8 protein-coding genes are annotated in these 12120 nt (G+C 62.5%); 7 read left to right on the plus strand and 1 reads right to left on the minus strand.

The genetic code is table 11. From position 1 onward, the window contains the following. Positions 1–107 precede the first annotated feature (107 nt). The 6 genes from KVG91_RS15985 to KVG91_RS16010 all read left to right on the plus strand — a co-directional run bounded on the left by KVG91_RS15985 (position 108) and on the right by KVG91_RS16010 (position 11001). Positions 108–2411: a YgiQ family radical SAM protein gene (locus tag KVG91_RS15985; protein ID WP_076951873.1), complete on the plus strand. Its 2304-nt coding sequence runs from the start codon at positions 108–110 to the stop codon at positions 2409–2411. Positions 2412–2631: 220 nt separating this feature from the next. Further along, positions 2632–3555, plus strand: coding sequence for an NAD synthetase (locus KVG91_RS15990; protein WP_169377816.1), 924 nt, complete (start codon positions 2632–2634; stop codon positions 3553–3555). Then, a complete protein-coding gene (locus KVG91_RS15995) occupies positions 3548–3997 on the plus strand; it encodes a hypothetical protein (RefSeq protein WP_169377815.1) in 450 nt (149 codons plus the stop codon). Before KVG91_RS15990 ends, KVG91_RS15995 begins: the two co-directional genes overlap by 8 nt. A gap of 176 nt (positions 3998–4173) precedes the next feature. Next, a complete protein-coding gene (locus KVG91_RS16000; protein ID WP_169377814.1) occupies positions 4174–7464 on the plus strand; it encodes a transglutaminase family protein in 3291 nt (1096 codons plus the stop codon). Between the two features lie 160 nt (positions 7465–7624). Next, positions 7625–10111 carry a circularly permuted type 2 ATP-grasp protein gene (locus KVG91_RS16005; protein WP_169377813.1) on the plus strand — a complete coding sequence of 829 codons (2487 nt, stop codon included), beginning with the start codon at positions 7625–7627 and terminating at the stop codon, positions 10109–10111. Further along, positions 10108–11001, plus strand: coding sequence for a transglutaminase family protein (locus tag KVG91_RS16010; protein ID WP_169377812.1), 894 nt, complete (start codon positions 10108–10110; stop codon positions 10999–11001). The genes KVG91_RS16005 and KVG91_RS16010 overlap by 4 nt, the downstream gene beginning before the upstream one ends. A 141-nt stretch (positions 11002–11142) precedes the next feature. Here the strand turns inward: KVG91_RS16010 and KVG91_RS16015 are convergent, their stop codons facing one another. Then, positions 11143–11319: a hypothetical protein gene (locus tag KVG91_RS16015; RefSeq protein WP_169377811.1), complete on the minus strand. Its 177-nt coding sequence runs from the start codon at positions 11317–11319 to the stop codon at positions 11143–11145. Positions 11320–11653: 334 nt separating this feature from the next. Here KVG91_RS16015 and azu point away from each other — a divergent pair, with 334 nt between their 5' ends. Continuing rightward, positions 11654–12100: an azurin gene (gene azu, locus KVG91_RS16020; RefSeq protein ID WP_169377810.1), complete on the plus strand. Its 447-nt coding sequence runs from the start codon at positions 11654–11656 to the stop codon at positions 12098–12100. Positions 12101–12120 lie beyond the last annotated feature (20 nt).

Raw genomic sequence — 12120 nt, forward strand, 5'->3', positions numbered from 1 at the left:
GGGTGAGGCAGGCGCCAGGGTAAAAGCCGACCACTGCCGTCGGAATTGGTCAAAATTTGTGCTATATTCCGCGCCCGCGATTTTTCATCTCAACACCGGTCACCGTCATGCAAACAGCCAAGCCGTTATTTGACTATCCCAAGTACTGGGCCGAATGTTTCGGTCCTGCGCCATTCCTGCCGATGAGCAGGGAGGAGATGGATCAGCTTGGCTGGGATTCGTGCGACATCATCATCGTTACCGGTGATGCCTACGTGGACCATCCATCGTTCGGCATGGCGATCATCGGCCGGCTGCTGGAGTCCCAGGGCTTTCGCGTCGGGATCATTGCGCAGCCGAACTGGCAGTCCAAAGATGACTTCATGAAACTCGGCGAGCCGAACCTGTTCTTCGGCGTCGCGGCCGGCAACATGGACTCGATGATCAACCGCTACACCGCCGACAAGAAAATCCGCTCCGACGACGCCTACACCCCCGGCGGCATGGCCGGCAAACGCCCGGACCGCGCGAGCCTGGTGTACAGCCAGCGCTGCAAGGAAGCCTACAAGAACGTGCCGATCGTACTCGGCGGCATCGAAGCCTCCCTGCGCCGCATCGCCCACTATGATTACTGGCAGGACCGGGTGCGCAACTCGATCCTGATCGACGCCACCGCCGATATCCTGCTGTACGGCAACGCCGAGCGGGCCATCGTTGAAGTTGCCCAACGCCTGTCGTGGGGCCACAAGATCGAAGACATCACCGACGTGCGCGGCACTGCGTTCATCCGCCGTGACACGCCGGCCGGCTGGTACGAAGTGGACTCCACGCGCATTGACCGTCCGGGCAAGGTCGACAAGATCATCAACCCGTACGTCAATACCCAGGACACCCAGGCCTGCGCCATCGAACAGGAAAAGGGGCCGGTGGATGATCCGGACGAGGCCAAGGTTGTGCAGATCCTGGCCAGCCCGCGCATGACCCGCGACAAGACTGTGATCCGCCTGCCTTCGGTGGAAAAGGTTCGTGGCGACGCGGTGCTCTACGCCCACGCCAACCGCGTGTTGCACCTGGAAACCAACCCAGGCAACGCCCGCGCCCTGGTGCAGAAGCACGGCGAAGTGGACGTGTGGTTCAACCCGCCGCCCATTCCGATGACCACCGAAGAAATGGACTACGTGTTTGGCATGCCTTACGCACGTGTGCCGCACCCGGCGTATGGCAAGGAGAAGATTCCTGCCTACGACATGATCCGTTTCTCGGTGAACATCATGCGTGGCTGCTTCGGCGGCTGCACCTTCTGCTCGATCACCGAGCACGAAGGCCGCATCATCCAGAACCGTTCCGAAGAGTCGATCATTCGCGAGATCGAAGAGATCCGCGACAAAGTTCCGGGTTTTACCGGCGTGATTTCCGACCTCGGCGGGCCGACCGCAAACATGTACCGCATCGCCTGCAAGAGCCCGGAAATCGAATCCGCTTGCCGCAAGCCATCGTGCGTTTTCCCCGGCATCTGCCCGAACCTGAACACCGACCACTCGTCGTTGATCCAGCTGTACCGCAGTGCGCGAGCGTTGCCGGGCGTGAAGAAAATTCTGATCGCCTCCGGCCTGCGCTACGACCTCGCCGTGGAATCGCCGGAATACGTCAAGGAACTGGTGACGCACCACGTCGGCGGCTACCTGAAGATCGCCCCGGAACACACCGAGGAAGGTCCGCTCAACCAAATGATGAAGCCGGGCATTGGCAGCTATGACAAGTTCAAGCGCATGTTCGAGAAGTACACCAAGGAAGCGGGCAAGGAGCAGTACCTGATCCCGTACTTCATCGCCGCCCACCCCGGCACTACCGATGAAGACATGATGAACCTGGCCCTGTGGCTCAAGGGCAACGGCTTCCGCGCCGACCAGGTGCAGGCGTTCTACCCGTCGCCGATGGCCACCGCCACGGCGATGTACCACTCGGGCAAGAACCCGCTGCGCAAGGTCACCTACAAGAGCGACGCGGTGACCATCGTCAAGAGCGAAGAGCAACGTCGTCTGCACAAGGCGTTCCTGCGCTACCACGACCCGAAAGGTTGGCCGATGCTGCGTGAAGCGCTGACCCGCATGGGCCGCGCCGACCTGATCGGGCCGGGCAAGGACCAGTTGATCCCGCTGCACCAACCGAGCACCGACAGCTACCAGAGCGCCCGTCGCAAGAACTCGACGCCGGCCGGCAGCCATAAGGTCGCCAAGGAAACCACCACCAAAATCCTCACCCAGCACACCGGCCTGCCGCCTCGCGGCAGCGACGGCAGCAACCCATGGGACAAGCGCGAACAGGCCAAGGCCGCGGCGCAGGCGCGGAACAAGCAGGCCGCCAAAGAGCGCACCGATGCGGCCAAGGGTAAAGGCGGCAAGCCCACCCGCAAGCCGGTGGTGCCGCGTTGATCGCGGTCTGATCAAGCAGAACGCCAGCCTCAGTGCTGGCGTTTTGCTTTCTGGCAGGCGGGTGGCCTGTTTGTTAAGGTGGCGCCCATTGTATTGCTATCGCAGGCAAGCAGCTCCCACCTTTGACCGCATGCTCATGCAGGAACGCGGTCAACTGTGGGAGCTGGCTTGCCTGCGATAGCGTCAGTTCAATCTGCACCCCTTTCAAGGAAGAACATCCATGGGCAATCCTCTGGCCGGCATCGGCATGGACTTTAACCGCTCCCAGTTCATGGCGCGCCAGCGCATCGAAAGCCAGATCAACCTGCCGCGCCTGTTTGCGGCCATTGATGCAGACCCCGGCATTGTCGGCGCGGGTGTGGTGTACATCGATGCCGACTTCAACGTGGTCACTCTGCGTGAGTTCCAGCCGATCTGCAGCATTGCTCCCAAACGCATTATTTTGCGTGAAGCGCAGAAGTACATTGCCCCGGCGCAGTTTGCGCAACAGGTCCAGGACAACCCTCGCGAATCGCGCTTGGTGGGAGAGGCGATCAACACGTCTCTGTCCTGCGCAGGCGCGATCATCGGTTGGATCGTCGTGCTCAGCGGCACCGTCGCCGTGCCGTTCACGGCGGGCGCCAGCAGCGTGATCACGGCCATCGGCTATACCGCCGCCACGGCCAGCACGCTGCAGTGTTTTGCCAGTGGCTATCGCGTCAGCAATGAGATCAGTGACCCCTCCAAAAACGACAAGCTCGACAGCTCGCAGTGGTATCAGTACACGATGATCGCGCTGGATGCGGCGTCGTTGATCGGGGTCGGCGCATCGACGTTGACCACGATAAAGCTGGTGCGGCTGAACCAGGCCGCCACCGGCAAAAGCGTGCGGGACGTATTGCGAGGATTGACCCGGCAAGAGCGCGCCAAGCTCACGAAGGAGCTGCTCAGCATCCAGGACCCGCGCATGACCGCCAAAATGCTCAAGTTAAAGCAACTGTCCGGCGAGGCGACCAAGCGTTTCACCCCCGCCCAGGTCAAGCATGCAACGGTGACCCAGATACAGGATGCCCTGGGCGCGGCCATCGGTTTCACCGGCAGTGCAATCTCGGGGAATGTGCGCACCATTGCCGTGGGATTGTATGAGGAAATGAGCGATGAATGAGCTACCCGGTATTCGCAGTTTTCTGGCGCAGTACTTTCCGGTCTTCATGGGGGCGATTTTCGCGGCGGTGTTCAGCCTGGTTTTTGCGGTGCCACTGATTTTCGACAGTTATTTCCCGCGCTTGCCGATGGACGACAACCTCAAGTATTCCTTCCTGGGTGGCCTCGCGCTGACGTGGGGCATCGTGCAGTGCAATTTCATGATCGCGCGCGGGCGGCCGCAATGGGTATGGCCGCTGGCGATGTTGCTTGCGCTCTGTGTTCTGGCGGTGCTGCCCACCATCGCGTTTGGTCCGCATCCGCTTTCCTATGGCTTGAGCCTGCTGTTCCCGCTGCTGGGATTGCTGCTGCTCAACAGTAAGCGTCACCGCGAAATGCGCCAGAAACTCGTTGAAGTGAAGCGGCTGCGCCAAGCCATCATCGCAACACACAAAGCACGCTAGCTGGGTAGATTCGTCACCCTGCGCCACAAATATGTGCAGCTCTTGCACCACGGCACGTACATTGGCGCCGTTTTGGTGCTGTACTGCACCGGGTCTTACGATAAAGCGCAACGACGGCCGCTCTGGCATAAGTCTTGCGCGCGTTGTGTCCATGCCCTGGCTCGCAGGAGGCCGCCGTGTCGATTCATGTCGCGTTGCACCACGTCACGCATTACCGCTACGACCGCGCTGTCGAACTCGGCCCGCAGATCGTGCGTTTGCGCCCGACGCCTCACAGCCGTATGCGGATTCTGTCTTACGCGCTGAAAGTGCTGCCCGAGCAGCATTTCATCAATTGGCAGCAAGACCCTCAGGGCAATTACCTGGCGCGGTTAGTGTTCCCGGAAAAGACCCGTGAGCTGCGCATCGAAGTCGACCTGGTCGCCGAGATGGCGGTGTTCAACCCGTTTGACTTTTTCCTTGAGCCCTACGCCGAAAAAATCCCCTTCAGCTACGCCGCCGATGAGCAGCGCGAACTGGCGCCGTACCTGGAAACCCTGCCGCTGACGCCAAAGTTTGCCGCCTATTTGGCCGGTATCGAGCGCACGCCGTTGCCGGCCGTGGACTTTCTGGTGGGCCTCAACCAGCGTGTTGCCGCCGATATCGGCTACCTGATCCGCATGGAACCGGGGGTGCAAACCCCGGAATTCACCCTGGATAACGCCTGCGGCTCCTGCCGCGATTCCGCCTGGCTGCTGGTTCAGTTACTGCGCAACCTCGGCTTGGCGGCGCGGTTTGTGTCCGGCTACCTGATCCAGCTCACCGCCGACGTCAAGGCCCTCGACGGCCCCTCCGGCACCGAGGTGGACTTCACCGACCTGCACGCCTGGTGCGAAGTGTATTTGCCCGGCGCCGGCTGGATCGGCTTGGACGCCACCTCCGGGTTGTTCGCCGGTGAAGGGCATATCCCGTTGGCCTGCAGCCCCGATCCATCCTCGGCGGCACCGATCAGTGGGCTGGTGGAACCGTGCGAGTGCGAATTCACCCACGAAATGTCGGTGGAGCGGATCTGGGAAGCCCCTCGAGTCACCAAGCCCTACACCGAGGAGCAATGGCTGGCGATCCAGGCCCTGGGCCGGCAGATCGATGGCGACCTGCTCAAGCACGACGTGCGCCTGACCATGGGCGGCGAGCCGACCTTCGTCTCCATCGACGACCCTGATGCTGCCGAATGGAACACCGCTGCGCTCGGGCCGGACAAGCGTCGCCTGTCCGCCGAGCTGTTCCAGCGTATGCGTGCACATTACGCGCCCCAAGGCCTGGTGCACTTCGGGCAGGGCAAGTGGTACCCCGGCGAGCAATTGCCGCGCTGGTCGCTCAATTGCCACTGGCGTCGTGACGGCGTGCCGATCTGGCACAACAGCGCATTGATCGCCGATGAGCAACGAGACTACGGCGCCGACGGCATCCTGGCCGGGCGTTTCCTGGCCAGCGTCGCCGAACGCCTCAAACTGCCCGCGCGCTTTGTATTCCCGGCCTTTGAAGACAATTTCTACTACCTGTGGCGCGAAGGTGCGCTGCCGCAGAATGTCACTGCCCAGGACCCGCGCCTGAGCGACGACCTGGAGCGCGAGCGCCTGCGCAAAGTGTTCGCCCAAGGGCTGGATAAAATCATCGGCCAAGTGCTGCCACTGGCGCGTACGGCGGCCAATGACCGCTGGCAGAGTGGGCGTTGGTACTTGCGTGACAACCACTGCCGCCTGGTGCCGGGCGATTCGCCGCTGGGCTACCGCCTGCCATTGGCTTCGCAACCCTGGGTGACCGCGGCCGAGTATCCGTTTGTGCACCCGACCGATCCCAACCAGGACCAGCCGGAGCTGCCGGGCACTGCTCAACTGCAAAACCATGGCGAACCCGCACCGAGCGATGAGCGTGTGCCGAAAGTCGACGAGTCCGCCGATTGGCTGACCCGCACCGCCCTGTGCGCCGAGGCACGGGAGGGGCGCCTCTATCTGTTCATGCCGCCCCTGGAGCGCGTCGAAGACTATCTGGAACTGGTCGCCGCCATCGAGGCGACCGCCGAAGAGCTGCGGTGCCCAGTGTTGCTCGAAGGCTACGAGCCGCCGGCCGATACGCGCCTGAGCAACTTTCGCGTGACGCCGGACCCGGGTGTGATCGAGGTCAATGTCCAGCCTTCCGCCACCTGGGATGAGCTGGTTGAGCGCACCGAATTCCTCTACGAAGAGGCGCGGCAAACCCGCCTCACCACCGAGAAATTCATGATCGACGGACGCCACACCGGCACCGGCGGCGGTAACCACTTTGTGCTGGGGGGCGCGACGCCCAAGGACTCACCCTTCCTGCGCCGACCCGATCTGCTGCGCAGCCTGATCAGCTACTGGCATAACCACCCCTCGCTGTCCTATTTGTTCTCCGGCCTGTTCATCGGCCCGACCTCCCAGGCGCCGCGCGTGGATGAAGCGCGCAACGATGCGCTGTACGAGCTGGAGATCGCCTTCGCGCAAATGCCCGAGCCCGGCGAAGAGTGCCCGCCATGGCTGGTGGATCGCCTGCTGCGCAACCTGCTGATCGACGTGACCGGCAATACCCACCGCGCCGAATTCTGCATCGACAAACTCTACTCGCCGGACGGTGCCACCGGCCGCCTGGGCCTGCTCGAGCTGCGTGCGTTCGAAATGCCGCCGCACGCGCGCATGAGTCTGGCCCAGCAACTGTTGCTGCGTGCCTTGGTCGCGCGGTTCTGGCGCGAACCCTATGCACCGCCCAAACTCGCGCGCTGGGGCACGCAATTGCATGACCGCTTCCTGTTGCCGCACTTTATCGAACAAGACTTTGCCGACGTGATCGCCGAACTCAACGCCGCCGGCTATCCGCTGCGCGCCGAATGGTTTGCCGCGCATCTGGAGTTCCGTTTTCCCAAGGTCGGCGACTACGCCGTCAGCGGTATCGAACTGGAGCTGCGCCAGGCCCTGGAGCCGTGGCATGTGCTGGGCGAGGAGGGCGCGGTGGGCGGCACGGTGCGTTATGTGGACTCGTCCCTCGAGCGCCTCCAGGTCAAGTTGACCGGGCTGCCACCGCAGCGCTACCTGCTGACCTGCAACGGTATCCCGGTACCGTTGCAGCCCACCGGGCGCGTCGGTGAGTTCGTCGCCGGCGTGCGCTACCGCGCCTGGCAACCGGCCAACTGCCTGCAACCGACCATCGCGGTGCATGCTCCGTTGGTGTTTGATCTGCTGGATACCTGGATGCAACGCTCGCTGGGCGGCTGCCAGTACCATGTGGCGCATCCGGGCGGACGTAATTACGACAGCTTGCCGGTGAATGCCAATGAGGCGGAGAGCCGCAGGATGGCGAGGTTTTTCCGGTTGGGGCATAGTCCAGGCAAGTTGCCGGTGCCTGGCTTGACGATTAACGACGAGTTACCGATGACCCTCGATTTACGGCGTCACCCCAATAAAAATGACTGAACACAGTTCAAAATGTGGGAGCGGGCTTGCTCGCGAAAGCGGAGTGTCAGTCGATACATAATCAACTGACAGACTGCTTTCGCGAGCAAGCCCGCTCCCACAGGGGATTTGCAGTGTTTGTTAGATTAACCTGAGCCTCTTTGCCCCTGCCGAGCGTTCCATGTCCGATTTGCTCGACCGTTACCCGCTGACCGCGGGCACTTATCACGAACTGCTGGACCACAGCGGCGCGGTGCGTGCCCATTGGCAGCGCCTGCTCGACCACCTGCAGCGCAGCACCCCGGCGCAACTGGCCCAGCGCCAGGCGTTGCTGACCCGGCAGATCCAGGAAAACGGCGTGACGTACAACGTTTACGCCGACCCCAAGGGCGCCGACCGACCGTGGGAACTTGATTTGTTGCCCCACGTGCTGGCCGCTGATGAATGGCAGCACCTGTCAGCCGGTATCGCCCAGCGCGCGCGCCTGCTCAATGCCGTGCTCGCCGATCTCTACGGTCCGCAACGCCTGATCAAGGAAGGCTTGCTGCCGGCCGAGCTGGTGTTCGGTCACAACAATTTTCTATGGCCGTGCCAAGGCATCCAGCCGCCGGACGGTGCTTTTCTGCACCTCTACGCGGTTGATCTGGCGCGTACGCCGGATGGACGCTGGTGGGTCACCGCCGACCGCACCCAGGCGCCTTCGGGGGCGGGTTACGCGTTGGAAAATCGCACCATCGTGTCCCGCGCGTTTCCGGACCTTTACCGCGACCTGCAGGTGCAGCACCTCACCGGGTTCTTCCGAACCCTGCAGGAAACCCTGGCCCGCCAGGCGCCCGGTGATGACCAGCCGCCGCTGATCGTGCTGCTCACGCCTGGGCGCTTCAACGAAAGCTATTTCGAACACCTCTACCTCGCCCGCCAGCTTGGCTACCCGCTGGTGGAAGGCGGCGACCTCACCGTGCGCGACAGCACCGTGTTCCTCAAAACCCTCAGCGGGTTGCGCCGGGTGCACGCGATCATGCGTCGCCTCGACGATGATTTCTGCGACCCACTGGAGTTGCGCACCGACTCGGCCCTCGGTGTGCCAGGCCTGCTCGATGCCGTGCGCCAAGGCAACGTGCTGGTGGCCAATGCCCTGGGCAGCGGTGTGCTGGAGTCGCCTGGCCTGCTGGGCTTTCTGCCGAAGATCAACCAGTTCCTGTTCGGCGAGGAGCTGATCCTGCCATCCATCGCCACCTGGTGGTGCGGTGAGGCGGCGGTATTCGCCCAAGCGCTGGAGAAACTCCCGGAGCTGCTGATCAAACCTGCATTTGCATCGCAAAGTTTCACCCCGGTGTTTGGGCGTGACCTGAATGACGAGCAACGCCAGGCCCTGGCCGACCGCATGCGCGCACGGCCGTACGCCTACGTCGCCCAGGAATTGGCGCAACTGTCCCAGGCGCCGGTGTGGCACACCGTGGATGACCATCTGCAGCACCGCGCGATCGGCATGCGCGTATACGCCGTGGCCAGCGACGAGGGTTATCGCGTGCTGCCCGGCGGTCTGACCCGCGTGGCGGCCGATGCCGACGCCGAAGTGGTGTCGATGCAGCGCGGCGGCGCGAGCAAGGACACCTGGGTACTCGGTGACCGCGCAGCTGCTGGCGAACACTGGCGTGCACAACGTGCGATTGGTGCCCATGACCTGGTGCGTCGCGATCCTTATCTGCCGTCGCGGGTGGTGGAAAACCTGTTCTGGTTCGGCCGGTATTGCGAGCGCTGTGATGACAGTGCGCGCTGGCTGCGCGTCGTGCTGGCGCGCTATGTGGATGGCGATGACCCGCTGGCCTTGCAGGCGGCGGTTGAGTTGGGCGAGAGCCTGCGTCTGCTGCCCGACGAAGGCGAGTTGCCCGAACGTCTGCGCGCCGCGTTGCTCGGTGATGATTGGCCATCAAGCCTGCGCGCCAACCTGCAACGCTTGCAGTGGGCGGCTTCCCAGGTGCGCGGCAAGCTGTCCCGGGAGAACTGGCAGGCCCTGGTGGAGCTGCAACGCGAAGCCCTGGAGCTGGAAAGCGAGGCGCCGGACTTTGGCGAACTGCTGGATTTCCTCAACCGCCTGGTGATGTCTCTGGCGGCGCTGTCCGGGTTCGCCCTGGACGACATGACCCGCGACGAAGGCTGGCGCTTTTTGATGATGGGTCGACGCATCGAGCGTCTGCAATTTCTCAGCAGCAGCCTGGCGGCATTCCTGCGCGGCGTGGCGGTGTTCGATCAGGCCGGCCTGGAGTGGTTGCTGGAGTTGGGCAACAGCAGCATCACCTATCGCTCGCGCTACCTGGCGGTGCCCCAACTGATCCCGGTGCTCGACCTGCTGCTGCTCGACGAGCAGAACCCCCACGCGGTGTTGTTCCAGCTCAAGCTGGTGAGGCGCACCCTGCGGCGTCTCAACGACGATTTCGGCGTGCCCCGGGAAGTCGGTCTGGGCCCGTTGGTGGAGCGCCTGGCGCGTTTCGACCTGGGCTGCCTGGAGAACCCGTTGTTTGGCGAGTCCAGCGTGCGTGCCGCGTTGGACGGCCTGGCCGATCTGCTGCAAGCGGTCGCCGACGAAAGTGGGCAAGTGTCGGACCGCCTGGCCTTGCGCCATTTCGCCCATGTGGATGCGGTCAGTCAGCAAACGGTGTCGGTATGACGAGTGCGCGGTACCAGATTTTCCACGATACCCACTACCACTACGACAGCCCGGTGTCTCTGGCTCAGCAGTTGGCGCACCTGTGGCCACGGCCGTGCGCCTGGCAAAGGTGCAGTTCGCAGCAGCTGGACATCATCCCGGAACCGACTTCGCGTCGCGATGAGCTGGATGTGTTCGGCAACCCCATTACGCGCCTGGCGTTCGAACGGCCCCATGACGAATTGCTGGTGAATGCCGGGCTGACGGTGGAGGTGCTGGCGCGGCCGGCGCTGGATTTCCAGCAATCGCCAGCCTGGGACCAGATCCGCGACGGCCTGACCTACAACAGCCAGGCCATGTCCCTTGAGCTGATCGAAGCCTGCCGCTACCGCTTCGAATCACCCTATGTGCACCTGAAGAAAGCGTTCGTCGAGTTCTCCGAAAGCTGCTTTCCTGCCGGCGCGCCGCTGCTGTTGGGCGTGCAGGCGCTGATGGAAAAAATCTTCAGCGAATTCACCTTCGATGCCGAAGCCACCCAAGTCGCCACGCCGCTGGTGGAAGTGCTGGAGCGTCGTCGTGGCGTGTGCCAGGACTTCGCCCACCTGATGCTCGCCTGCCTGCGCTCACGCGGCCTGGCGGCGCGCTACATCAGCGGCTACTTGCTCACCCAGCCGCCGCCCGGCCAGGCACGGATGATCGGCGCGGATGCATCCCACGCGTGGGTCTCGGTGTATTGCCCGATCTTGGGTTGGGTGGATTTTGATCCGACGAATAACGTGCAGCCGGCACTGGAGCACATCACCCTGGCCTGGGGCCGGGACTTTTCCGATGTATCGCCGTTGCGCGGGGTGATTCTGGGGGGAGGGAGCCATGACCCGGAGGTGCGGGTGACGGTGATGCCGCTGGAATAACAGAGTGTGCAGCTGGCTTTTGTGGGAGCTGGCTTGCCTGCGATGGCAGCAACTCGGTCTGACTGATGCACCGAGTCGCTTGCATCGCGGGCAAGCCCGGCTCCCACATTAAGCCGGTTGCAGCAAATACCGGGCTGCTGGTCAGGCTTGAGGCGGTGTTTCTGCTTCGTCGTTCGCCACTTCGCCTTCCGCTTCCGGGTTCAGTGCAGCGGCCTCTTCTTCTGCGGTGGCTTTCTTGCGTTGCAGTTTTTCCTCTTTCTTCTGTTCCTTGGCCAAGTCTCTCTGACGTTTGGCGAAGGAGTAATTAGGTTTGGCCATGAGCGATCCTCTAGGGTCGAAGGTGAGGGTGGCGGCGCGCAGCTGCCTTTGGGCTGCCATGGTAGCAGCTTAGCAGCGTGCTTTGCTTTCACTTACCGCAGGCGTACGCAGCCAGCAGGCCGTTGAACAGTTGATTGAGGTGCATGGCGCGGACTCCGATGGATGGTGCGCCGATCATAGGCAGGTGGCGGTACTTTGGCTGGTAGATTGTGTTGATAAGTCTGATAGCCTAAAGTTGTATACAATCTGTTGATTCAGATCATAAGAATGTCCGCCTGCTTCAGGCACCCTTTGTCGCAATACGCGTTTTTTAAACCCTGCCTTGGAGATTCACATGTTTGCCAAACTCGTTGCTGTTTCCCTGCTGACTCTGGCGAGCGGCCAGTTGCTTGCCGCAGAGTGCAAGGTCACCGTCGACTCCACTGACCAGATGTCCTTCAACACCAAGGCCATCGAAATCGACAAGAGCTGCAAGCAGTTCACCGTTGAACTGACTCACTCCGGCAACCTGCCGAAAAACGTGATGGGCCATAACTGGGTGCTGACCAGCGCCGCCAACATGCAGCCCGTCGCCACCGACGGCATGGCCGCTGGCATTGACAAGGACTACCTGAAGCCAAGTGATGACCGCATCATTGCCCACACCAAGATCATCGGTGCCGGCGAGAAGGATTCGGTGACTTTTGATGTGTCGAAGCTGACCGCCGGCACGGACTACATGTTCTTCTGCTCGTTCCCAGGGCATATCTCGATGATGAAAGGCACGGTGACCGTCAAGTAAGACCGCGTTATCGTTCATCG

It is taken from the genome of Pseudomonas azadiae, from assembly GCF_019145355.1.
Lineage (GTDB): Bacteria > Pseudomonadota > Gammaproteobacteria > Pseudomonadales > Pseudomonadaceae > Aquipseudomonas > Aquipseudomonas azadiae.